General features: G+C 44.7%; 16 protein-coding genes and 1 tRNA gene. 5 read left to right on the top strand and 12 right to left on the bottom strand.

The features are described from left to right. Positions 1-37 precede the first annotated feature (37 nt). Positions 38-1,246 carry a DUF4252 domain-containing protein gene (locus H8S64_RS01965; protein WP_186974732.1) on the bottom strand — a complete coding sequence of 403 codons (1,209 nt, stop codon included), beginning with the start codon at positions 1,244-1,246 and terminating at the stop codon, positions 38-40. 220 nt (positions 1,247-1,466) lie between these two features. On the opposite strand from H8S64_RS01965, the gene H8S64_RS01960 reads away from it, so the two are divergent. Then, on the top strand, positions 1,467-2,690 hold the full coding sequence (locus tag H8S64_RS01960; RefSeq protein WP_255469386.1) for a 3-deoxy-D-manno-octulosonic acid transferase: 1,224 nt from the start codon (positions 1,467-1,469) through the stop codon (positions 2,688-2,690). Here the strand turns inward: H8S64_RS01960 and H8S64_RS01955 are convergent. Next, positions 2,679-4,049, bottom strand: coding sequence for a S28 family serine protease (locus tag H8S64_RS01955; protein WP_186974731.1), 1,371 nt, complete (start codon positions 4,047-4,049; stop codon positions 2,679-2,681). The two genes, H8S64_RS01960 and H8S64_RS01955, sit on opposite strands and share 12 nt — an antisense overlap. Positions 4,050-4,136: 87 nt before the next feature. Here H8S64_RS01955 and H8S64_RS01950 point away from each other — a divergent pair, with 87 nt between their 5' ends. Next, a complete protein-coding gene (locus tag H8S64_RS01950; protein ID WP_099291140.1) occupies positions 4,137-4,601 on the top strand; it encodes a DUF2059 domain-containing protein in 465 nt (154 codons plus the stop codon). A gap of 91 nt (positions 4,602-4,692) precedes the next feature. Here H8S64_RS01950 and H8S64_RS01945 read toward each other — a convergent pair whose 3' ends face one another. The 8 genes from H8S64_RS01945 to H8S64_RS01910 all read right to left on the bottom strand — a co-directional run bounded on the left by H8S64_RS01945 (position 4,693) and on the right by H8S64_RS01910 (position 18,997). After that, positions 4,693-6,258, bottom strand: a complete 1,566-nt coding sequence (locus H8S64_RS01945; RefSeq protein ID WP_186974730.1) for a PKD-like family lipoprotein — start codon at positions 6,256-6,258, stop codon at positions 4,693-4,695. A 14-nt stretch (positions 6,259-6,272) separates the two neighbouring features. Further along, complete coding sequence (locus H8S64_RS01940; RefSeq protein WP_186974729.1) at positions 6,273-6,971, bottom strand: DUF4843 domain-containing protein; 699 nt, start codon at positions 6,969-6,971, stop codon at positions 6,273-6,275. Positions 6,972-6,989: 18 nt separating this feature from the next. Next, complete coding sequence (locus H8S64_RS01935; protein ID WP_186974728.1) at positions 6,990-8,426, bottom strand: RagB/SusD family nutrient uptake outer membrane protein; 1,437 nt, start codon at positions 8,424-8,426, stop codon at positions 6,990-6,992. Between the two features lie 19 nt (positions 8,427-8,445). Continuing rightward, positions 8,446-11,775 (bottom strand): SusC/RagA family TonB-linked outer membrane protein, encoded by a 3,330-nt coding sequence (locus tag H8S64_RS01930; RefSeq protein WP_186974727.1) that lies wholly within the window; start codon positions 11,773-11,775, stop codon positions 8,446-8,448. A gap of 77 nt (positions 11,776-11,852) precedes the next feature. Further along, on the bottom strand, positions 11,853-14,447 hold the full coding sequence (locus tag H8S64_RS01925) for a zinc-dependent metalloprotease (RefSeq protein ID WP_255469385.1): 2,595 nt from the start codon (positions 14,445-14,447) through the stop codon (positions 11,853-11,855). 36 nt (positions 14,448-14,483) lie between these two features. Beyond that, positions 14,484-17,090, bottom strand: a complete 2,607-nt coding sequence (locus H8S64_RS01920; RefSeq protein ID WP_186974725.1) for a zinc-dependent metalloprotease — start codon at positions 17,088-17,090, stop codon at positions 14,484-14,486. A gap of 109 nt (positions 17,091-17,199) precedes the next feature. Then, on the bottom strand, positions 17,200-18,363 hold the full coding sequence (locus H8S64_RS01915) for a FecR family protein (RefSeq protein WP_099291133.1): 1,164 nt from the start codon (positions 18,361-18,363) through the stop codon (positions 17,200-17,202). A 76-nt stretch (positions 18,364-18,439) separates the two neighbouring features. After that, entirely contained in the window at positions 18,440-18,997 is a 558-nt protein-coding gene (locus tag H8S64_RS01910) for an RNA polymerase sigma factor (RefSeq protein WP_099291132.1), read from the bottom strand. Between the two features lie 203 nt (positions 18,998-19,200). Here H8S64_RS01910 and H8S64_RS01905 point away from each other — a divergent pair, with 203 nt between their 5' ends. Continuing rightward, complete coding sequence (locus H8S64_RS01905) at positions 19,201-20,571, top strand: MATE family efflux transporter (RefSeq protein WP_186974724.1); 1,371 nt, start codon at positions 19,201-19,203, stop codon at positions 20,569-20,571. Here the strand turns inward: H8S64_RS01905 and H8S64_RS01900 are convergent. Then, positions 20,528-21,145 (bottom strand): HAD family hydrolase, encoded by a 618-nt coding sequence (locus H8S64_RS01900; protein WP_186974723.1) that lies wholly within the window; start codon positions 21,143-21,145, stop codon positions 20,528-20,530. The genes H8S64_RS01905 and H8S64_RS01900 overlap by 44 nt on opposite strands. Positions 21,146-21,169: 24 nt before the next feature. Continuing rightward, positions 21,170-23,578, bottom strand: a complete 2,409-nt coding sequence (locus H8S64_RS01895; RefSeq protein ID WP_186974722.1) for a TonB-dependent receptor — start codon at positions 23,576-23,578, stop codon at positions 21,170-21,172. Between the two features lie 189 nt (positions 23,579-23,767). Between H8S64_RS01895 and H8S64_RS01890 the strand changes: the two genes are divergently transcribed. Continuing rightward, a tRNA-Leu gene (locus H8S64_RS01890) sits at positions 23,768-23,852 on the top strand. 100 nt (positions 23,853-23,952) lie between these two features. Beyond that, a complete protein-coding gene (locus H8S64_RS01885; RefSeq protein WP_186974721.1) occupies positions 23,953-25,323 on the top strand; it encodes an MATE family efflux transporter in 1,371 nt (456 codons plus the stop codon). Positions 25,324-25,616: the final 293 nt, after the last annotated feature.

Genomic DNA, 25,616 nt, shown 5'->3' with positions numbered 1-25,616 from the left:
TTTCTACTAACTGCTATACGAGAATAAGGAAAAAATGTTAGAACCCGAAATTCATTTCGTCTGTAACAATAACTACTTGGGCGGACGGAGCGTTAAGTATTTTTCGCTCGCTTTCCGTTGCCGGGCGTATTTGAATAATTTGCATCGGGTCGACGTTGAATGTTCTCGTGAGCCGATTGTTGACGAGTAATGACGGTTCGGACAGTTTCTCCGGATTGACCGTAAATTCCTGATTTTTGTATTTGTATTTCAAGACGCCGTTGGAATAGCTGATGAATTGTCCTGATTTTTTCAGGGTGTTGATAATCACGTGGGACTTCTTCGCGTTACCCGGTTCGGTGACCATAATCACGTTGGCGATTTCCTCTGGTATCCCGTTTTTCAAGCTGTCGGCGGCATATTCTACCCCGTCGATCAAGTACGCGAGTTCCGAATTGGTAGCGTTTACTTTGATACGGGTTTTACCGTTCTCGCGGATGACTTCCAGACCGTTGGAAATAGATTCGGACATGCCGTCCATCCCGTTGAACATACTGCCCATGTTGCGGAATGCCTCTTCTGCACGTTTCATCATATCTTCCATGCTGCCCATATTCCCGAATCGTTCCCGTAGGGTTCCGAAAGGATCTTCGCCGAAGAGCGAATCTCTCTTAACCCCGAATCTCTCTTCCATCCGTTTGAGCAGGTCCATCGGGTTGCCCATCCTCTCGGCGAAAGAACTGCCTTCGGCGGGAGTGTTGATGTATGCCAGTCTGTCAAGTCCTTTCACATTGAGAGCCGCAGCGATCTCATCCACATTATCCAAGTCGATATTTCCCTTTAATTCAATCACGGAGAGCTGTTCTCTTTCTTCGTTCCATAATACTAATGCCGTGATCTGCTCGTTGTTCTGTGTCACGTACAGACGCTCCTGACCGTATACGCCTTGATGGCTGCGTACGAGAGTGTACTTGGACTCGTTTTCCATGATCGGGATTAGTCTTTGGTTGATTTCTTCGACTACTTTAGGGGTTGCCCGTTTTTTGTCAACGTACATCACGTTGATTTCTTTCATGTTATTCAAGGCTTCTTCCGCGGCGATAGACATATCGCTTTGTTTATACAGTTTATAAAGCGATGGGGTTAGCATCGTCACGGTTATGCCTTCCTTGTTACGGAACGCTTTCATCTCTTTGCCTACCTGCGCTTGCAGGGGAAAAACGATGACAAGGCTTACTATACACGTTAATAAACATCTGATCTTCATAACCTGATAATTTTATTGTTATACTGGCACATTCTTTTTTAACCGACAGTAAATTTAATGGAATAACCCGTTCATTATTCCCGGCTTAACGTTATTTACAAAAGTTATACCATTGGGCGAGAAATTTTATACCTTTGAAGCCGAAAACAGATTGTAAATTGTAAATTGAAGATACTCTTGATATTCAATCTAAAATCTAAAATTTAAAATCTAAAATAATATGTTGGAGTATAATTTCGGGATTATCGCTTATTGCGGCGCTATTGGTATTGCTTCTCTGTTTAACGAGAAAGCGGCTTTGTGGGTGAAGGGAAGAAAGGGAATATGGAAACGGATGGAAGCGGCAGGACGGGAAAAAGGACGATTGGTGTGGTTTCATGCCTCCTCGCTCGGGGAGTTTGAGCAAGGACGTCCGGTGATCGAGAAGTTGAAAGAGAGAGAGCCTTACACGAAGATATTGTTGACTTTTTTCTCCCCCTCGGGTTACGAGATTCGGAAGAATTATCCCGGGGCGGATTATATATTCTATTTGCCGATGGATACCCCGGCAAATGCCCGTCGCTTTATGAAGATATGGCATCCCGATGCTGCCGTGTTCGTGAAATACGAGTACTGGTATAATTATCTCCGGGAGTTGCACGAACGTGAAGTGCCGACTTATTTGATATCTGCTATCTTCCGCCGGGAGCAGCCTTTTTTCAAAAAGTGGGGCGGACTGTACCGCCGGATGTTACGTTTCTTTACCCGCCTTTACGTGCAGGACGAGGAATCCGTTAAGTTGCTCGCCTCTATCGGGATTACCCACGTGCAACAGACGGGAGATACCCGTTTTGATCGCGTGAAACAGATCGCGGATGCGGCAAAACGAATCGAGAAAGTGGAAGCGTTCTGTAATGACCGCCGTGCCGTGGTTTGCGGAAGTACATGGCCGGGGGACGAGGAGATTATCATGGACTATATCAATAAGCAGGAAGGGGATTTTAAATGGATTATCGTGCCTCACGAGATCGGGGAGGGGCATATCCGTGATATTCTGAACAAGTGTCATAAACCCGTGGCACGTTACACGGATGAAAATGCCGATGTGACGAAATGTCAAGTACTTGTGGTCGATACTATCGGGGTGCTGTCGTCTATATACCGGTATGGTTCCATTTCCTATATCGGCGGCGGTTTCGGCAAGGGTATCCACAACACGTTGGAAGCTGCGATATACGGAATCCCGGTGATTTTCGGTCCCAAGTATCATAAATTCAAAGAAGCGGTAGACTTGATTGATTGCGGGGGAGCGTTCTCGATCAAGGATAAGGAACAATTCACGTCCTTGCTCGACTCGTTAATAAATAGCCCGGCTATCGCTGAGGCAGCCGGGCAAAGTGCTTTAAAGTTTGTCAATAAACAATTGGGCGCTACGGATGCGATTATTCGCCAGTTAGTAGAATAGGACTTCTTCTTCCGCTTCATTTTCCACTTCGACACCCTTGATCCATGCTTTCAAGGTCTTTAGGATGGCGTCGCGAGTAAGGTTTTCGAAGTCTTTGATACGGCATTTGTGATCCATATCCGCTTTTATGTATTTGGCACACTTGGTATTCTTTTTCAAGTCAACGGCGGTAGCACTCCACGGGTCTATTCCCCCGTAGATAAAGAGCATATTTTCCGCTTTTGTTTGTAGCCAGTTATTTATGTCATGTAATTGTTTCGTGTTGAAAGGCGTATTCTCGTATCCCTTGGGCATAGCGAAGTCAAAGGTGATTATGTTGTCCTTTTCTTCTTTGAAATATTTTTTGAAGGGCTTGATGTTGTACGCATACATGCCCGTTTCGGTCAGTGCGGCGTAATAGAAGGCCTCGATGTCTCTGATGGATTGGTCACTGAAGAAATCCGGTGACGAGATGCGGACAAGATAATTGTATATCTGTTCGAAGTCTTCCACTTCCGGTTGTGGCATATCGTTGATGTTATTGCCCCATTGCCAGAATGCAAACGGGAATTCCATGATGATTAATTTCAATGCCCGCTCCGTGCCGCCTGCTTTTTCGAATGTATAGCCTCTTGAACGTGCCGTTTCTTCCAGCATGGGTAATAATTTGTTGAGGTTCTCGAAACATTTTTTCTGGAAATCGAAGATTTGCCATTTGGTTTCTTTACCGCCACCTTCGAGCAAATGTCTGTTTTCCGGGGTATCGCCGAGTTTAGAAAGGAATTTCTCTAAACGGGGGTCCACTTTCTCTAGGTTAATCGGGGCAACATAAGGTACGCTGACTTCCACGTCCTCCGGGTAGAAGTAACGGTGGTAGACGGTGGTCTGTCCGCCTTTGCTGATACCGGTTGATATCCATCTCGTGTCGGGGTATACCTTTTGGCGCAAACTTTGGATGATCTCGTGTTGGTCGGTAGCCGCTTGTTTCAGCGTCAAGTCCGACCAAGGAGTTTCCCCGGCGGGCTTGCTGTTGTTGAAGAAACGGTGTTCTATCGTGAGTTGGTTTGTCTTGAATAATTGCGATAACTCGCTTTCGGTGGGAGAATATATCCCGTATCCTTCCAAGATTGCCACCATGGGCGCTTTGAAGTCCCGATGCCCGAGCAACACCCGTTGTTTGAATGTGCCTTTCGCGGGATTGTTATGGTCGATCGGTTGTTCGTACCAAAACTCGTAATATTCGCTATAGGGAGGAACTTTTAATTCCCGTATATCGGATATCTCTTTGATTTGCTGCAATTTCTGTAATAACGGCCCGTTCGCGAATAACGTTCCGCATGCTAATAATAGAGATACAACAAGTGTAAATACATATTTCATAGGTCAGCTCTTTATTTTTCAGTCTGCAAGGTATGAATTTTATATGAAAAAGATACCTTTGTTACACTATTTAAAAATTAAAAGAATATGAAAAGAATTTTGTTATTAATCGCGTTATCCTTGTGTTTGTGGAGTGTCGCGGAGGCAAAAGCTCCTCAGACCCAACCTTCAAAAGAATATGTAGAGACGTTGAAAAAGATGATCACCGTTTCCGGCGGTGATGCTACGTTCAAAATGGTCGTTCCGCAAATGTTTGCCATGATGAAGCAACAATTGCCGAATGTACCCGAGGAATTTTGGAAAACAGCCGAGGCGGAAATTATGAAAACCATCATGGACGATGTTGTCGGTATGTTGGCTCCGGTTTATTCGAAACACTTGACACAGGCTGATTTGGAAGGTATTATCAAATTCTATGAAACACCCGTGGGTAAGAAAATGGCTGCCGCACAACCGGGAATCATGTCCGAAAGTATGAAAGTAGGGCAACAATGGGGAATGCAGATCGCGATGAAGATACAGGGGATGTTGAAGGAGAAAGGGTATATGTGATTTACGATTTTAAATTTTAGATTTAAGATTGAGGGCTGTCCGCCGCCGGTTTTTGTTTACAAAGAAAGCCGGTGACGGACAGAGTTTTTATCTATTCTTCGCCCCACATGAATACGCTTCTTGCTCCGCTTTTAAAGATAACATGTTTTATTTTACCCATGTCGTTCTTTGTTTTATATAGAACATTGCTTTTCCAGATTCCTACATCTGTTGCGTCAATGAGGTAAAATATTCCATTGTCCAGACCGACGCCTATTCTGTCGCCGTTCATGGCAACTGCGATTGAAGTGATGCTATGCCCTTCAAAGTCAATGTCGAAAAGGTGTGCTTTTCCGGTTTTATCATTCATATCTCTCCAGTATAATTTCTCTTGATTGGCTCCTGCTGAAAAGAAGAAATAAGGAGTTTTCCGGGAAATGGCAAAAACATTATTTCCGTTCAACATATCTCCGTCCGGGAAAGGTATTTCGTAGTCGGGAGCGATGTTGATTGCTCCTGTATACCATACAGCACCTATGCCGAAATTCTGCATATAGTATTGGTTTTCAGTTCTGTCATACAAAATTGAAAATACGCTGTTTTCATAGTCAGCCCAAGGATCCGGGTTTTCATAGCTTGCCGCAAATACAATTTCCCGTGTCATATTATTAAGGTCGGAAAAATCGTCGGGATAATCTTTATGCGAGATAACGGTGGGTTCCCCGCATAATTTGGGTTCGTAATCCGTATCCATGCAGGCTAAATAGCGATGATTGAGTTCGTCAAACATGAGTATACATTTGCTATTCAAATATAAGGTCGGGATGAAATGGCTGATACGCATGCCGCCGCTTGCCCGCATTGGTTCCGCCATGAAGCGTCCCGAATGATATTCTTTTGGGACATCATTCCGACGACTGTATACATTTCCGTCTTCGGAAAGCAAGTAACCGCATATTTCGGGATAAAGGGCATCCTTAGGTACGAAATTGGCGGGATATGTTTCTCCAAGGAATTCCAGCTCCGTGTCAACAGCCTTCGTGAGGGCACTACCGTCTAATTCCACGGAACCGGATTTTTGTAACACTAGGATCTCTCCAATGGACGAATAGTTTGAGCTCCAATGTTCGAGTAATTTTATCGGTTCGGAGCCAAGATCGGTTCCGTTGACATTTTTGTAGACATCGGTTTCTTCTCCGTATACGATTTCAATAAGATTGCCATCGTCATCCTCTTTCTTTTGTTCTTTGACATAGGAGAGGTAGGATTTGTTATCTTTTTCCGATAATATAAGCCAACCGGCTTGATATGTGCCGGAAACATTTACCATGAATTCTGCCGTGTATTTCATACCCGTGCTGTTATCTTCCACGCGGAAATAACAACGCCGGTTTCCGACAAATTCTTTGAAACTTTCGATATGGAGTTCGGGAGAGGTACTATCTATAACCACACCGTTGACAATCCATTCGTAACTTAAACTTACATTGACGCTATCGAGAGAGAAAGATAATTCGGGAGTTATGTTCAAGGGATCTCCATAGTTAATACTGTTGCTCCATGCGATATTATCTATCGTGATTTTGTTCAGTTCTGAATAGCTATAATTACCTTTATCATCCATACATCCTAAAATCAGGACAGACAATGATAAAATCCAAATATATATCTTTTTCATAGTCTTATTTTTATTTATCCAATTACAGTTACAGTCATCGGTCGACCGTCTTCATCTAAAACGGGACCTATTTCAGGGTCTTCCGCGCACTTTTGCAGGTAGTATTTGAATTGTAGTGCCAATGCCCGTTTTTCGGGCGATTCAAGATTAGACCAATCAGAAACTTTCGTGACGCTCATGAGTGTTTCGTACTTGAGATCAGAATACTTGCCGAGATAAACTTTTTCAATGTCAGAATCCCACCATTCGGGACGAGAGGGAATGGCTGTAAAAATAATTACGGCTTTCCGGTATAGTTTCGGTCCCGGGGTATAAGCGTCGGATGCATCCAGATTCACGACGAGCTTAAATCTTTTGTCATCCAGTTTGGGCGTGTAATTCAAGAATAGTTGTGTGGAATCTTTCTGGTGTCCGGCGTGGAATACGGCATCTGTCGGGAGGTCGTAATCTTCTTCTGCCGCGGTTGACAAATCTTTATCCACGGAGAATTTGACAGGTACATCCTTTGTAAAGATATCCCCTCCGGATTCGAGTTTTAACCACACGGGTACTTTATCCTGCCCGGGATAGAAAAAGAATGACATTTCAATACTATCCGAGGTGTAGCTGTTGCGGAAATAGATGTAATGCCCGCCTTCATAATAGGGTGATTCTTCTTCTGTACAACTGCATATCGTGAACAGACAAATGAGTATTACAAGATATTTTTTCATAATCGGTAATTTTATGAATTAGATATTTTCACTGGCGGGAACGGGTAATACGAACTTGGCGGTGATTGCCGGGTTTGTCTTGCCATCCCAAATAGGAAGATTATAATATTTATACAGGAAGAAAAGTTGTCCTTCGCTCATTAACTCTCGTCTTGCGTCTAAAAGCATCGTTTCGATAAATTGACTTTCGGATAATTCAGGAAGAGGTTTTCCGTTACCGCGTTCTTCTCGCAATTCGGCCAGTAATGCTTTTGCTTCATCCACTTTTTTGTGTTGCAAAAAATATTCGCAAGCGATATAATACATTTCGGCTTTTCTTATGACGGGAATGAGCGGACCGTTATCTCTTTCTTTAGAAGGGTCTTCATAACCTACATATTTGGCTGAAATCCGGGTACCTTTGGCTATTTCCGTTGTCATTTTTGAATAGCGGCGGTCGGTAGTTTCGCCTTCGAATAAATCTTCTACATTCCGGATTTTCAGATAACCGTTTTCACCTGTCCATGGTTTAAATATCTCGGTAACATTTTTGTTGAAAAAAGCCAGAATGATATCTTCCCTACTTTTGGAGTTTCCGTCATAACTTGAACTATATGACGGATATTCCAATCCTTCGAAATCTAGTAAGTATTTCGCTTCTTCATACGCCTTGTCAATTTGTCCGGAGTACATGTAGACTCTTGCCAGTAACGCGGTTACGTTCATGTAATTCATGCGTGTCCCGCGATAACTCCAGAAAATACCTCTTTCTTGGAAATAATTTGCTTTCCCTACTCTATAAAAAGCGTCTTGTATAGCTTTTATATTATCCGGCAGTGTGTCGAATTTAGCCGTCAAGTCTTGGGCTTTTTCCAAATCTTCAATAACTAATTTTAAAAAGTCATCTACCGAAAGTTTAGGACTCCGAATTTCGGGGTACGAGGTGCAGTAGGGAATATATGTTCCGGAAGCTCCTGCCTTGGGCGCCGGGGCAAACAATCTGAGCAGGTCGAAGTGCATAAATCCGCGTAAGGCTAGAGCCTCTCCCAAGATCATATTCTTTTCTTCTTCTTTATACTCGAAGATAGATGGGCTTGCGTGTTCTATGTTTGTGATTACGTTGTTGCAATTCGCTATGCAGTTGTACATGGATTCCCATATTTTAGTAATAACGGGTTTGACGGCACTATGTTCAAATGCGTAATTTTGGGCTTGAACCAGTTCACCACCGTTTAATGTTATTGCTTTTGGATCGTATAGTTGTCCGAGGCAATCCATGAATCCCCACGTCATATTTTTACCGTAAAGATCTTCTGTTGAAAGATTCTGGTATATGCCTAGTAAAGCACTTCTGAAACCGTTCCCGTTTTCAAACAATTGACTCTCTTTAATCTGGTCTGAAGCCGATACATCCAGCCAGTTGTCGCAACCGGAGAATCCTATTAGGCAAAGGGCGATATATATTATTTTTTTCATGGTCATGTATTTTATTAGATTAAAGTCCGATTTTTAATGAGAATCCCATGTTATAAGCGAAAGGATAAGAAAGTCCTCTCTCCTGCTTTATTGAAGAAACATGCATCAAATCATTCATGTTGAATTCAACACGTAACGTTTTTAAACGGGCTTTTTTCATCCATGCATGCTCGCTGAAATCGTATCCTAGTGTGAGTGAAGTCAGTTCCAGCCAATTATCGTCCTGCACGAAGCGGGAAACCGGTCTTGTTGTTTCACTGTAATCTTTGATGCTTTTGTATTTTGCGATATCCCCGATTTCATGCCAACGGTCATACAATACGCGTTTATCCGCGTTATAATATTGCAGGTTGACATTCTCAACTTTTGAAACCAACGTGGAGTTGTAGCTTTGTGCCCCGAATTGGAATTTGAATGAAGTGAATAAGGTAAAACCTTTATAACGTAAATTTAAACCGAAATTACCTTCCGCATCGGGTTCCGTATCTCCCAGTACGATTTGGTTTTCTGCCGTGTAGTCGTAAGTGATGCTACCGTCTCTGTTCAATAGCATATCCTTTCCGTTTGTCGGATCGATTCCAAGAGATCGCATTCCCCAGATAGCTGTCAGTGATTGACCTTCTTCGTATTTTAACAAGGGTTTCATCAATTCTTCGTCCGGGGTAGAATAATAATCGTCATAGTGTGAGTTCACCTTGTCGTTGTATTCCTGCAATGCGTTTGATATCTTTTTCAATTTACCTTTGTTGTGCGAAAGATTTAAAAACACGGAGGCAGCCCAATCTTTCGTTCTGACAAAATCACTTCTTACATCAATTTCAAATCCTTTGTTTTCAAGCTTTCCGAGATTTTCTTTGTAAGAATTGAAACCGGCAGAAGAAGGAATAGTAACATCATTTACCATATCTACCGTCTGTTTGTTATACCACGATGCTTTCGCGTAGAAAAGTCCGTCAAATAGCTCAAATTCGATACCAAGGTCTAAAGAATTTGTTTTTTGCCACACCAGATTTTGGTTTCCTAAAGCGATGAGGGAAACTCCGTACCCGGAACTGTACCAATTGTCAAGATTGGCTAGATAACGGGTAGATGCCTCGTAAGGAGCAAAATTAGCAGTACCTAATTGCCCGTAATTACTTCGGATTTTTAATAGGGTGAGGACTTTGTTCCCTTTTAAAAAATCGTAATTATGAATGTTTATGGCTGCACCACCGGAATAGAAAGAACCCCATCTTTTCTTGTCTCCGAATTCCGAGGAACCATCCAGACGATACGTCAAGTCAAGAGCGTATATGTTATTGTAGTCATAGTTTACAGAAGCGAGGAAACCGATATTCCGGGTTGCGTTGTCCGCGAAAGTGGGCTTCTGATAGATTTCTTTTGCATAGGCCGGAGATACCAGATCGCTGGAAGGGAATCCCCTGTATTCGCTTCTTTCCGAATCTGTTTCTTGAGCTCTGGCGTTATAAGTTAATGTAGCGTTTATATTGTGTTTATGTAATTGACGGTTGTAAATTAACATGACGGATAGATCCCAACTTAAGAAATTCCCTCTGGATCTTGTTAATGAACCTCTTAATAAATTGTACGGGTCACTTGAATTTTGGGATTTTTGAGACAGGGGATCCACGAAAACGTCAGATTTTGTCCATTGTTTGGTTACGCCGAAAGTACCTTTTATTTGTAGTCCGTCAATAATATACCAGTTGATACCTACATTATCTTGTAATTCATTATAGGACGATCTGTCATAGTTGCCAAGAGTGGCCTCGTATAGAGGATTGGTTTTATCAAAATCTCCCCATTTGAGTGTTTTACTATAATTGCCGTAGGAATCTTTCATTTCGTTATAGGGTAACTGTCTCGTGTAATCTGCAAAGTTCCCGTAAGGAGATTCTTTGGATTTGTTGGATTTGTAGGCTATATAGTTTTTAATCTGTAGATCCTTATATCTATAATCCAAGGTTAGTCCGGCTCCCATATTATCCCGGAAAGATCCTTTCATAACTCCGTCATTGTTGTTGTAGGAAAGATCCAGCCCGAAACGAATACTTTCCACACCACCTTGAATGTATATGCTGTGTTTGTGGCTGAAGGAGTTACGGAGAGGTTGACCGATCCAGTAGGTGTCAACTCCCCGGGCAACGTCTTCCAGTTTCTGGTAATACGTGTTTTGTGCCGAAAGTTCGTCATAGTATCCGGCAAGCCGTTCTGCTTCCAGTTTTTCTGCCGCATTCATAAGATTATAGTCGGACAGGTCGGGAATGGCGAGGGTGCCGACCATGGAATAATCTACACGGATCTCACCCGGCTTGGGGGCTACCGTTGTGATTACAATCACTCCGTTGGCAGCGCGGGAACCGTACATGGCGGTTGCGGCAGCGTCTTTGAGGATCGTGATACTTTCAATTCTTTCCGGGTCCATGTCGTACACTTTCTCTGCCGTTACTTCGAAGCCGTCCATGATGAAAGTAGGAGTGTTCGGGTTATTTTCCAACGCTTGTTTATCCAGTGCTTTTGTCCCGATACTGGAACGTCCGCGAATGTAAAACTCGGGAACTTTGTTCGGGTTGGAACCCCATTCATTGTTTTTGATGATTCGTAATGAAGGATCGTAGGTAGACAGTGCGGCGATAACGTTTCGTTTGGACACTTTCAAGATATCTTCTTTCTTCAATTGTACGGCACTTCCCGTGAAACTTGATTTTTTGATGTTGGAATATCCCGTAACAATAACTTCGTCCAAACTTTCCTCTTTTTCTTTCAAAACAATTCTGAAGGTTGTCTTGTTACCGGCTTGGACCTCTTGAGTTTCCATGCCGACATAGGTGAAAACGAGCGTAAGATCTTTCAAGTTGGCGGGAATGGTCATTTTGAACAGACCTTTTGCATCGGTACTCGTTCCGATAGTAGTTCCTTTGATCATGACGGTAACACCCGGGATGGAGTCGCCCTTGACGTCTACAACGACACCTTTTATCTCTTTCGCTTTCTCCTCTTCTTTGGTGCGGTTGGTCAACACGAACACGTTATCCACGATCTTGTATGTCAGGCTTGTACCTTCCAGACATTTATTCAAAACCTCTTCCAGTGTTTTGTCTGTCATTTCCAAGTCAAACTTTTTATCCGACCTGACTTGTTCGTGATTGTAGAGAATCTCGCATCCGACCACGTTTGTCAGATATTCCAGCGCGTGGAGTAACGTTACGTTTTTCAAGTTGACCGTCACTACTTTGTGCTGTTGTCCGTACAGGTTTTCCCCGGAGATGGACAAGGTAACGAAAAGTTGCAGGCAAAGAATTAGCAGCCCCTTGCATAGCAACTGTTTTAGATGACACTCTTTTTCCATGTTTGCTATTGTTATGTTTGTAATTAAATTAGATAGGGACGAGAGACTGTTTTTCGGGTCCCTCGTCCTGTTATTTGTCAATCCTTTTTGAGAGCTTGGTTGATTTGATGCAGTAGTAAAGCGTAATGATTACGGGTTTCGGTATTACCCGTGTTTTTGGCTTTTTCCAATTGTTGTTTGGTCTTCATCAAAACATTGTAATACACGTGTGCGATACTTGGAAAGTCCGCTTTTACCCGTCTTTGGAATCCAACGCCTTGCACCGGTTCCGGGCTGTCGGCAGATAATTTTGCTTGTTCCGGGACATAACCGTAGAGTTGGAACATCTTTTGATCCAGCCATTGATCCAGCGTCAAGTTATTCGTGATATTCATACTGCCTCTTGCCTTGCCTTTTCCGGCATCCAGTTTGGATTCTTTGATTAGGCTCTTCACGAAAGTCAATTGTGCTTCCCGTTCCCGGCTTTTCAGCGTGACACCTTTTTGTGTGGGTTTCCAAATGTAATCGTATATATCCTGCAAGTACTCCTCTTCCGTGTATGGCTCTTCTGATTTCGAGATGCATAGCCCTAAGCCGGAAGCGTTGCTGATAAGATTGCTGATCAGTGTTTGCTGGAAAAGCACTCCGGGATTACCGATAATCGGGATATTTTTGAGCATTTCTTTGTTATCCAGCCACGACATATCTTCCTGTAATTGCAACAGAAATTGTAAAGCCCGCTTTTGTTCTGCTTTCGGTACGGACTGGTAAGTCGGTCGCGGATCGCCCTCGTATTTCTCGTTCAGGTAGATACCACCGATGATAGGAGTGACGTGTCCCATGTAGGTTCTGAATTGATTCAGAATGGCATAATACATCTGATTTCTGAAAGAGAGGTCAGTGTCCGATGCTGCAACCCATTCGTTCAAGTTTTCCATGACGTATCTTAAATTCTTCAAACCGTAGGTGGCGGACTTGATGGCATCGTCACCCAAGTCTTCTTCCAAGGCACTCGGATCATACCGGGACATGATTTGCTGTTTCCCGTACCTGTAAATAGGATCTCCGGCTTTTTCACTGATCCATCTGTCCAGCGTCGGAACTTCCTCTTCTGCGGTTTTCGCCTCGGGGATAGGCTTGTAAATCCATTTTATGGCGTAGTAATCATATTGTCCGATGATAGGCGGTGTGAGTTTTACCCCTTTTTCCAAGTCCCCCGGTTGTGCCACGTAATTGAAGCGGGCATAATCCATGATGGAAGGAGTCGTGCCGTATTTCTGCGTGAAGGTGGCGGAACGCAAAGAGTCCGTGGGGAAGGCATTAGAGGATGCCATATTGTGCATCAACCCGAAACAGTGTCCCACTTCATGACGTGCGACGTAGCGGATGGCGTCACCCATGACCTCTTCCGGCAAGGTGATCTGCCTTACGCTCGGGTCTACGGCTGCCGTTTGCAACATTCTCCACGTGTAAAGAAGACTCACGAGATTGTGATAGATGTACACGGAAGCGTTCAGAATCTCCCCGCTTCTCGGGTCTACCCAAGAGGGACCCATGGCGTTTTCCACGGGAATGGGAGCATAACGGATACAGGTGTATTTAATATTGTTCGGGTCAAATTCGGGATCGTCAACGGGGAACATTTTGGTCTGTACGACATTCTTTAATCCGATTTCTTCGAAAGCACGGTTCCAGTCTTCCACTCCCATGCGGATGTATTTCATCCACATTTGCGGGAAATTCGGGTCGATGTAGAAGATAATCGGTTGTTTTACCTCTACAAGCTCTCCTCTCTTGTAGGCTTCCATGTCCTTGGGTTCAACTCTCCAGCGGTGGGCGTAGTAAACGACGTCCGAACCATTGTCGTCATTCGTGAATTTCATTTTCCCCGTGTAGAAAACCCCGATGCGCGGGTCTAGAATCCGGGGTCGCATCGGTTTCTCCGGCAATAGGATTAAGGAGCGTTTCACGAGGGCGGAGAACGGTTTGTCCGTTTGGTACTCGAACATGCCGAGGGCTCTCATGGTTACCCCGAAGGAAAGGTGACTGCTGATTGATACGTTGTCTTCAAAAGCCATGATATCGCCGATAAACGAACGGTCTTTTTTGAAGTTCGTGATACGCTGAATCCAACCGCCGTAGGTACTCGCGCTGTACGGGTCGAAAGGATCGATCTCGTATAAATCACTTACGAGGAAGTCTGTCACGTCGAACACGACCGCCGATTTATCATTATTCCAGCATTTGACCGGGAACATTTTCGCGATAGCACCGATATTTCCTTTGTCGATGGCTTCTTGAATGTTTTTGTCCTTGGCGTTGGTGACCGAAGCGTTGTAAACATAGCGCATTTGTACGTTCGTGTCTATTTTGGTGAAGTAGATATGCAGGGGTCTGTGCGGCTTCTGTCCCACCAGTGCTTCAGTGTTGTCGCTAATCTCCTCGACGGTCGAACCGAGTAACATTTCCTTCCCGAATAACGAGAACGGAAATTCAAAATAGACCTTGCCGTCGATTTTGTGTAATGTGATCAAGCCCTTTACCGTCTTGCACGCGGGTGTATTGAACAGTTTGTCGTATTCGCTTTGCTTCTTCTGTTCTGTTTTATTCTCTTTCTTCTTTCTCGTTGCGGCTTGCGTACCGAGTGTCGGTATCAAGAAGCAAATGATGAGAAGAGTCATTATCTTGTTCATATCAATTTTTTTTATCATTACTAAAAAGGTTACAGGCTATTTCATCGCTTTGTCAATCCGACGCAACAATAATTGGTAATGATTTCTGGTTTCCAGCGAGGGATGATTTATGTTCTTTTCCAACAGGTTCTTGGTTTTTAGCAACATCCCGTAATAGATGTGTGACACGGAAGGCGAAGTCGTGTAATTAACGGCTTGCAGGAACCCGAATCCGCTGACCTCTCCGTTGTCGTTAGCTTCTTGAGGAGCGGCATATTCAAGTGCGGCGTGTCCGTAATCCTCGATGCTTTTTTGTTTGATATATTCGGGAACTTCGATCGCTTTGAAGGCGTCTGTAACCCCGATCATGATGCTGCCGCCGGAACCGGAACCGCTACTTTTGCTGATTAATGCGGAAACGAAAGCGTCTTGTAACTTACGATCTGCCACTTGGGTTTTTCCGCCTTTTAGTGTTGTAGCCCACACGAAGTTATAAATCTCGTTCAGGTATTCTTCCGGGGTATAGGGATCTTTATCTGTTTTTGCCACGCAGAGGGGGAGTTTGCTTACCCCGTCCACGATGCGGGAAACTACTTCGGATTGGATGTCCGAACTCGGGGAACCGATAAGCGTGAAATTCTTCAACAAATCTTTATTTTCGATCCAGTCGATATCTCTCACTTGTGCCATCATGAATTGTAATGCCCGTTTTTGTTTCTCTTTCGGCACGGCTTCATAGCTCGGACGAGGATCTCCCTCGTATCTTTCCGTCAGGTAAATACCGCCGATATTGGCATACACGTGATTCAAGTATCTCACGTATTGTTGTACTATCTCGTTGTACAAAGAGAATCTGTGCTTGTAGTCTTTGTCGCTGTCAGTAAACCAGTTATTCAAGTTCGACAGGATGTATTTCAAATTCTTGATACCGTATTCGGACGCGATCATGGCGTCGTCGCCTAAATCTTCGGACAGAGAGCTAGGGTCATAATGTGTCCAGATTTGTTGTTTGCCGTACCTGTACATCGGGTCATCGGCTTTTTCGCGCACCCATTGGTTTAATGTTGTCGTTTCCTCTTCGGGAGAGTTGGCGTCTAAAAGCGGAGAATAACTCCATTTGATGAGGAAATAATCGTATTCTCCCAGAATCGGCGGGGTTAATTTCACGCCTCTTTCTTTATCGCCGGGTTGTGCGACATAATTGAAACGGGCGTAGTCCATGATGGATGCCGTGGTACCGTACCTTTGTGTAAATTCGGGATCTCTCAGTTTTTCGACCGGAATGGAAGCCGAGGCTGCCATGTTGTGCATGAAACCAAGACAGTGCCCCACTTCATGACGGCTCGCGTATCGAATGGCCTCACCCATAACTTGCTCGGGGAGAATCTTGTAACGTACATCCGGATCAGCCGCGGCGGTATGGATAAAGCGCCAGTTGTACAGTAAGCTGATCAAGTTGTGATAGATATATACCGACGCATTAATGATTTCTCCTGTTCTGGGGTCTGTCCATGACGGTCCCATCGCGTTAGCCATCCATGTCGGGGCATAACGTACGCAGGAATATTTCAAGTTGTCCGGGTCAAATTCCGGATCGTCTTTCGGGAAATCCTTGGCGATGATAGCTTTTTTAAAACCGATTTTTTCAAATGCCAGATTCCAGTCCTCTACTGCCATGTGGATGTATTTTTTCCACATATCCGGGAAATTATCGTCGATGTAGAAAACAATCGGTTTTTTCGGTTCCACGAGTTGTCCTTTTTTGAAGGCGATCTCGTCCGATGGTTCCAGTCTCCAACGGTTGGCGTAAAAAACATTAACAGCCTTGTTGTCGGTGTTCGTGTATTGGATTTTAATGGTCGGGAATATTCCCACTCGCGGATCCGCGATACGGGGTCTCGCTGGGATTTCCGGCAAGAGTACGATACTCCGGGTTGCTACTACCGTAAGCGGTTTTTTGTATTCGTAATAGTTCTGTCCTCCGCGGATATCACACTCGTAAGAGAGGTGGCTCCTCACGAGAACATTATCCTCGAATGCCTTGATTTCCCCGAGGAAAGATTTGTCTTGCTGGAAGCGGCTGCTTCTGACCAGATATCCCCCGTAAGTATTGGCACCGTAATCATCGATCGGTTCGAGGTCTTTGTTATCACCCACGAACAATTTGGTGATATCGAAGACCACCGCCGTACTGTCCGGGTTGTAGGCTTCAACCTTGTAAACCCCGATAATAGCCCCGATGTTGGCTTTCTCGATGGCATTGGCAATGTTTTTATCTTCAGGGCGTGTGATCGAATAATTGAAAATTTGCCTTAATTGAATCGTGGAATCGATCATGGTAAATTGTATGTGCAACGGCTCTTTGGGTTTTTGTCCCACGATGGCATCCCCGTTATCACTGATTTCCGTTACGGTCGATCCCAGTAACATGTCTTTTCCCAAAAGTTGAAGGGGAAGTTCAAAATACAATTTATTATCGACCCGATGTAAATTGATGAGTCCTTTTGCTTGTGTGTGGTCTTTTTTAAAGAGCTTGTCGTAAGCACTTTCTTTTTTGACAGGAGTTTTTGCCGTTTCTTTCTTTTTCTTTCTGGCAGAAGCCTCTGTTTCAGTTAAGAACGCTACTGTGAAAAAACAGAGCAATAATAACAATTTGTACTTCATGGTAATTTTTTTAAGTTTTTACATACGTGTGATTTATGCACACAACACCCGAATTGATTCGTGTTTCGAATCAATAAATAATTAATAATAAGCTATTTAATTTGTATTATTATATCCTCATAATAGTCACTGTTCGATCTTTTACCTCAAATTTTACATCAGCGGTCAGTTCCAACACGCGGAATGCTTTTGTGATATCGGCATATTTGGGAATGAAACCCGTGAAGTGGTAATCTTTAATGGTTTGATTCGTGTAGAACAGGTTCACATCATACCACCTTGCCAATTTCATCATGACGACTTCCAGCCGTTCGTTGGAGAAATAAAATTTATCATTTTTCCACGATATGGCGTTTCTGGCGTTTGTTTTTTTGATGCTGATGTCGTCCCCGCTTATTTCGAGGGCTTCGTCGGGTTTCAGTTTATAGTTTTTGTTTGCTTTTTTAACTTGTACACTACCTTCCAGCAACACGACCCGCGACACGTCATCATCCTTGTAGTTGGATATATTGAAACTTGTACCGAGTACCTGTACGGCAAAATCTTTTCCTTCCACGATAAACGGGTGTCGCTCATCCCGACTGACTTCAAAATAGGCTTCTCCCTCGAGATACACCCGGCGTTCGGATCGCGTGAAAGTAACCGGATACCGGAGTTTGGAATCGGAATTTAGATGTACTTTCGTCCCGTCCGCCAGCATGACGCTGTATTCTCCCCCTCTGCCGATAACCAAGGTATGGATATTATCCGTTTGGGCGGTTGTATTCTCGGGTGTTCCGGTTTGGTAATATAACGTGGCAGAATCATTCCGGTATTTTGTCCCGGAATTATCCGTTAATTCAAGTTGGCAGTTCTTGTGCAATTGTATCTCTTCCCGGTTCGACACGATGAGGGTGGCTTTGCCCACTCCCGGTTGAATCGGTTTCATGGCAACTACATCTTTTGGCTTTATTTCCGTGCGGCTTTCTATCCGGTAAATAAAATAGGTACCGAGAAGAAGGAGAATGGTTGCCGCGTACCCGAAATAGCGGGATACGCGTCTTCGGGGAAAGGAAGTCACGTGTTTCCATGCCTTGTCCGTGTCAATCGTTTGTTTCAATCGATATTGTTCCAGTATATAGTTTTCGTTTTGTATACGAACGTATAATTCTTGGTTTTTATTCGATTGTTTCAACCAATTGGCGAGAAAGAGTTTTTCTTCTTCCGTGATTTCCTGCCTCATCTGTTTCAAGATCAGTTCGGAAATTTTCTGTATGTCGGATTCTTTTCTCATTTTATGGCGTCTTTTATCTTTAAGACAAAAGAATTGAACCCGCGGGTGACAGAGGGTATTATTTTTTCGAAGATTTTTAAAAACAAGGAAAAATAATGACTAATAAGGGGAACAAGTCTTTTAAATTTTCTTTCAAGAATTTGCGTGCTCTCAGGCGTTGGGTTTTCACCGTGTTTTCTGAGATCTGAAGGGTTTCGGCAACTTTACAAACCTCCATACCGTCGATGTAGCTTAGTTTGAAGACCTTCCGGCATTCTTCCGGAAGTTTCTCGATGGTACTGAATATTTCTTCCATAATCTCGCTTTCGATTCGCTGAAGCAGGTAACTGTTTTCTTCATAGACTTCTTGCTCGAAGTCTTTCATTTTTTCAGTGATATATGCTTGATGCTTCAAGTGATTAATACAAGCGTTATGTACCGAACTGTAAAGATAGGCTTTGAGTGAGTTTATTTTGTTTATTTTCACCTTTTTATGTAACAAGGTAATGAAAACATTTTGAACGATATCCTCGGCCTCGTCAAAATTATTCAAGATGCGGTTGGCAAAAAGACATAACGCGGGATAAAACGTGGTAAACAGTTGTTTGCTACGTTCATCTGTCGAGAATAAATGCATGTTAGTCTCTTCCTCCATCTCTTTTTGTCTTTTTAATCTTCATTGTTCACATACCATCCCTACATTTGAGACAAATAATATTCACCCGCGGGTGACAACGGTTAAATATTTTTTTCAAAATCGCCTGTCAGAGTCTTGCCTTATAAATTGAAACAATCATTCGGGGCAAAGTTAGAATATTTTGGGATATATCTCTATTTTTGTGTTTTCAAACGGACAGCATGAGCAATTGGTTACAGAAATACGGGCGGCATTACTCGGAAACGGTTAAGATAGGCGTGCCTATCGTGTTGGGACAGCTAGGGGTTGTCGTGGTCGGGTTGGTGGATAATATTATGGTGGGACATTTCAGTACGGCTGATCTGGCGGCTTCCTCGTTCGTGAATAGCGTGTTCAATATCCCGATTCTTTTCGGCTTGGGTTTCTCATACGGGTTGACTCCTTTGATCGGGCAATTTTTCGGTCGGGGGAATAAGTTCCGGGTAGGCGGTCTTTTGCGCAACAGTCTGTTGGCTAATTTGATGATCGGGGTGTTGCTCTCGTTGATCATGGGAGTAGTTTTCTTGAATGTTCATCGCATGGGACAGCCGGAAGAGTTACTGCCGCTCATTCGGTCTTATTTCCTGTTACAGTTAGCCTCGTTGGTTTTCGTGATGATGTTCAACAGCTTCAAGCAATTTGCCGACGGCATCACGGACACGAAGACTTCCATGTGGATCATGCTCTCCGCCAACGTGCTGAATATTATCGGGAACACGATTCTGATTTACGGGACTTTCGGGCTTCCGGCACTCGGCTTAACGGGAGCGGGAATATCCACGCTGGCATCCCGGGTATTCATGTTTGTCGCGTTCGCCGTCTTGTTTTTTCGGCGTTTGTCCTATCGTCGTTATTTGGTGGGGTATCGTCGGACAGCGTATAATTCGGGAGACTTGCGGGTGCTGAATCGTATGGGAATCATGGTCGGTTTGCAAATGGGGATGGAAACAGCGTTATTCAGCATCAGCGGGGTAATGATCGGTTGGCTGGGCACGGTCGCTTTGGCGGCGCATCAGGTGGTAGCCTCTATATCCACCCTTGGATTTATGGTGTATTATGGTGTCGGGTCTGCGGTTTCGATACGGGTAAGTAACTTTTACGGTAGGGGAGATATCGCGAGCGTGAAACGGGCAACCATGGCGGGAGTCCACTTGTTAGCTTTGTTGGCTTTGACCGTTTCCATATTCTTCCTGTCGGTACGGGGACATATCGGACTGGTATATACTTCATCGGGAGAGGTGGTAGACTTGGTTGCCGTGTTGATGGTGATCCTCGTTTTTTACCAATTCGGCGACAGTCTGCAAATTATCTTTGCCAATGCCCTGCGAGGCGTTTTGGACGTGACTTCTATGGCTGTCATTTCCTTTATCGGCTACTTCGTGGTCGCTTTGCCCGTTTCTTACATTTGCGGCTTCGTTCTGGATTGGGGTATTGAAGGGGTTTGGACGGGTTATCCTCTCGGGCTCACCCTGACCGGCATTATGCTCTGTTGTCGTTTTTATTACTTTATCAGGAAGAAAAATTTGAAACCTTTTTCCCCAACCTCTCCCTGATTTCCTTGTACCCTTTCTGTTTATCCGAGAAATGTACCGTGTTAATGCCGAGAGCCTGTGCGGCTTTGACATTCGCGGCAAGATCATCTATGAATAGTGATTCTTCCGGTTTCAAGTGATATCGTTTCAATATCAACTCGTAAATCTCCCTGTCCGGTTTAACCATGTGTTCTATCGCCGAGATAATCTGCCCGTCGAAATAGTTGAACACTTCCCGCGTCTTGAGATACTCGTAAAAGTCGAGCGACATATTGGATAGACAATACAGTTTGTAGCCTTGCGCGGACAATAGCCTGATTAACGCTTCTGTTTCGGGAATCGGTACCAGCGAGCGTTTCACGTGTTCCACGAAAGCATCACATTCTTTGGCGGATATTCCGGTGAGCACGGATACTTTGTTCACGAGTTCTTCTCGCCCGAGAATTCCTTTGTCGAATTGAGTCCAATAGTCTTTGAAGAATCCCTTGTTTTTGATGTTCATGATCAACGTCGGATTCCCTTTAAATGAGTCGATTACTCGTTCACCGTTCCATTCGACTACCACTCCTCCTAAATCAAAAATAATGTTTTTCATAATCGGCTTATATTTTATTTTACTTTAGAAATCAACAATAATGCCAACAGAGGGAAGTAATGTCCCCGTGTCATTTTTTATATATCGCATCAGGTAGTGCCCCGGACGATCGGGGTCTACCCGGTAGCTTCCGTTCGCGTCCTCTTCCGGGACAAGGAGATCGGGGCTTTTCGTCTTGTGGTTGTATATATTTTGTATGTCGGCATACAAGATAAGCGACCATTTCTTGAAATAGAAGCTCCGGTCAACCCGAATATCCAGTTGATGGAACGAGGATGCCCGTTCGCTATTAAAACGAGAGTAATCGAGATAAGGTTGCTTCTTGGCATCCCACGCTACGATCAGTGAACTCGTTTCTCGGTCGTAGGGAGTGAAGGGAGCCCCATTTGTGTACCTCCATTTCATGCCGACATCCCAAAGCCCCAGTTTGCGGGTGGCGGTGAGCGAAAAGATATGACGGTTGTCCCAGCTACTGGGGATATACTTGGATGTCGGGCGCAAGTTGTGATCCATCTGTTTGAATTCCGAGTAAAAATAGGTATAGGCGGCAGAAGCCACGATGCCGAAAAATTCTTGTGTGCGTATCATGAGCTCCACCCCGTATGCCCGTCCCTCGCCGAGCGACTTCACGGGTTCGTCACCCACGGCAACGTAATCCGTCCCCTTGTTGGCAAGCACGATGCTGTCGGCGAGCGACACGGGATACTTGTCGTAGGTCTTGTAGAAACCTTCCAGCGTGATCTGTGTCCGGGTGCCGGGACGGTACTCTATTCCCGCCGCGTATTGGTTCGTGGCGATATATTTCACCCCGTTCCGTTTATTGACGAACTCCCCGTTTTCGTCCGCGTACCCCATGGTCGTGTAGGAAGGCAATTGATAGTAACGCCCCGTACTCGCGTTGACGAACCATTCCGGCGTGAGCGAGTAGGACAGGGAGAGGCGGGGGGAGAACTGTTTCAACGGGTTGCTCATGCCCGACGTGTAACTGTTCCCGTCTACCCGTGCCCCGAACGACAAGGAAAGGCGTTCGAGGAAAAAACTTTTACTGGCTTGCCCGAACAGCGACCATTTGAAAAACTCGAAATTCCGGTCGTAGCGGATGTTTTGTAACTCTCCTCGCGTGTAGAGTTCCCTTTGTGTCTTGTTCTTGTAGGTGGCGTACTCGATGCCTGCCCCGAAATTCAGTTTCACGTTTTGCCTCGTCAGGCGATTGTGCTCGAAGCGGAATTTATTTTCCGTTTCTCCCGAGGTATAGTCCACCAGTTTCGGTTGACTCTTGTCGTTCCGGCTGTACTTCTCGATCTCGTTTTGCAACGTGCTCCGGCTGAGCACGAAAAGATGATTCCAATGCTTCCCGTAATACTTGTACGTGGCACCCAGCGTGTAACTCCATTGCACGCTTTCCGGCAAATAATCGAGCAGGTATTTCTGGTCATCGTCGGGATCTTTCATGTTTTTATTCAAATTATTCACGTCGTAAGCCCCGATACCCAGAATCGTCAATTCGCTTTTTGGGGAAAGATTCGTTGTCGTCTTGAACTGTACGTCATTGTACACCGGGAGAAAAGGCAACCCGATCATGTCGAACAGGAACTTGAGATAACTCCTTCGCGCAGACATGATAAAGGTCGTTTTCGGGGCGAGCGGACCGTCGAGCGATACCCCGAAATCGGTAGCCCCCAGAGTTCCCCGTACTTTTATTTTATCCGGATTCCCGGATATTTGTTTGAAGTCGAGTAACGAACTCATCAAGTTTCCCCGGTCTGCCGGAAAGGCACCGGAATAAAAGCTCACCTCTTTCACGAAATCAATATTCACGATACTGACCACGCCACCGGAAGCCCCTTGCGTGGCGAAGTGGTTCAAGTTCGGTAATTCCACGTCGTCCAAGTAGAAACGATTCTCGCTCGGACCACCGCCCCGCACGATAAAGTCATTGCGGAAAGCCGGGGATGAAAGCACGCCGGGCATGGATTGCAGCACTTTCGATATATCCCGGTTCCCGCCGGGGTTCTTCTCGATCTCGGCAATCCCGATGCGCTGCAAAGACATCGGGCTCACCGCCGTTTTGCGGAAGGGATCGGCTTTCACTGTCACTTGTTCAAGGCTCACCGAACTCTCCTCCAGCTCCACGTTCACCGTGCGCTCGGAAGCCGTGTTAACCATAAATTCTTCCGATAGCTTCGTGTTATACCCGACACTGCTCACTTCCAGTCGATTGAATCCTAACGGCACATTTTCTATCCGGAAATACCCGTTCTCGTCGGCCGCCGTCCCTATGGTCGTTTTCCAGATCACCACGTTGGCAAAAGGAACCGGTTCATTATTTTTACTGTCAAATATGCGCCCCTTCACGATTCCCTTTTGCTGCGCGTGCGCCATCACGGGGACAAGAAATAATAGGGCAAGAATAAATCGAATAACTGCTTTCATCTGTTTAAATATCGTTATCGCGAATGTAGTTAAAATACATCGACTTATACTATATCTTGCCCCGTTTTCATCGAAAAACCGAATCCTGCCGTATACCGGGCTGAAAAATATTATGACATTTTTTCGTAAAAAAAACGTCATAATATTTGGAGTTTGACAGAAAAGCACTACTTTTGTCCCCGTCTTCAAGCCCAGGTGGCGGAATTGGTAGACGCGCTGGACTCAAAATCCAGTGTCCCTTAAAGACGTGCGGGTTCGATTCCCGCCCTGGGTACAAAAAAATCGAAAGAAAACCCTCTGAATCGAATGATTGAGAGGGTTTTTCTTTTGTGGGAAACTTGAAAAAAATGTATTAACGGTATTCGGAAGGGAGTATGGCAATTGGTATAAAAAAAGAGGTTCGTGATTTGACAGCCGGCAATATATCTCTTGGATTATTATGGTTTGCCGTCCCCATGATACTGGGCAATCTATTACAACAATTATATAATATCGCGGATACCCTGATCGTGGGGCAATTCCTCGGGGCAAACGCTTTGGCGGCGGTGGGTTCCGCGTACGCCTTGATGATCTTCTTGACTTCGGTACTTTTAGGGTTGTGCATGGGAAGCGGGGTAGTCTTTTCGCTTCAGTACGGTTCGGGAAATAAGGAAGCGATGAAACGTAGTGCTTTTGTTGCCTTGGTATTGATAGGGGCTGTCACTTTGTTGTTGAATATTATCGCTTTTGTTTGGATTGATCCTATCATGAGATTGTTGCAGGTGCCGGAAGACGTGTACCCGTTGATGCGGGAATATCTGTGGATTATCTTTTTGGGGATAGGTTTCACTTTTATTTATAATTATTATGCTTGCCTGTTGCGTGCCATCGGTAACTCGGTTGTGCCGTTATGGTTCTTGGCTGTCGCTGTTGTGTTGAATATTGTTCTTGACTTGTTGTTTATTCTTTTGTTTGGCTGGGGTGTTCGCGGTGCGGCATGGGCTACCGTCGTCGCTCAAGCCGTGTCGGGAGTCGGGCTCTGTCTTTACGCGATAAAGAAATTCCCGGAATTTCGAATCCGCCGTCAGGATATGCGGATGAAATGGGCGACAGTAAAGGAGATTGCCGTTTATTCCTCGTTGACCTGCGTGCAGCAATCCGTGATGAATTTCGGTATTCTGATGGTGCAAGGTTTAATCAATAGTTTCGGGATCGCTGTCATGGCGGCATTCGCTGCGGCGGTGAAAATTGATTCGTTCGCGTATATGCCCGTTCAGGATTTTGGTAATGCTTTTTCAACTTTCATCGCTCAAAACTTTGGAGCCGGGAAGACGAAGCGTATCCGGGAGGGAATCCGTGTGGCGGTCATTTCGACAATGTTGTTTTGTCTTTTTATTTCCTTGCTCGTGTTCATTTTCGCCCGTCCTCTGATGCTTATTTTTGTCCCGGCGACAGAGTCCGAGATTATCGCGATCGGGGTTCAATACCTGCGTGTCGAGGGGGCTTTCTATTGTGGCATCGGCTGTCTGTTCTTGTTATACGGTTTCTATCGGGGGATAAGAAAGCCGGGAATGTCCGTAGTCTTAACGGTCATTTCGCTGGGAACCCGTGTCGTCTTGGCTTATGTCTTGTCTGCGATTCCGGCAATAGGAGTGGTGGGTATCTGGTGGGCGGTGCCTGTCGGCTGGTTCTTGGCTGATATTGTCGGGATGTGGTACTATCGTAAATGTTTTCACTTGAAATTTCGCGATGTTTCTTTGGAGTGAAAATAGTGAACTTGGAGAAGATTCAATGAAATAAGATATTCTGGATAGTGCTGATGTAGGTTTACTAAAGTTTACGGTAAACTTTTTCAGGACGGGATAACGTGAAGACTCGATGTAAATCAAGAGAGAACACGTGGAGATAAGGGAGTAATAAGGGAACAAAGACGTTTCACCTTCGATACAAAGACGTTTCAAAGACGTTCACGAGCGTCTTTGAACCGGCTTTGTACCGGCTTTGAAGCGGTTTTGTCCCCTATTCTTGACGGGTACACCCCGAAAAATCAGCGGGTTTT

This window comes from Butyricimonas hominis (genome assembly GCF_014287455.1).
Taxonomy (GTDB): domain Bacteria; phylum Bacteroidota; class Bacteroidia; order Bacteroidales; family Marinifilaceae; genus Butyricimonas; species Butyricimonas muris.
Note: the sequence above shows the minus strand (reverse complement) of the source record. Positions and strands in the feature narration are given on the sequence as shown.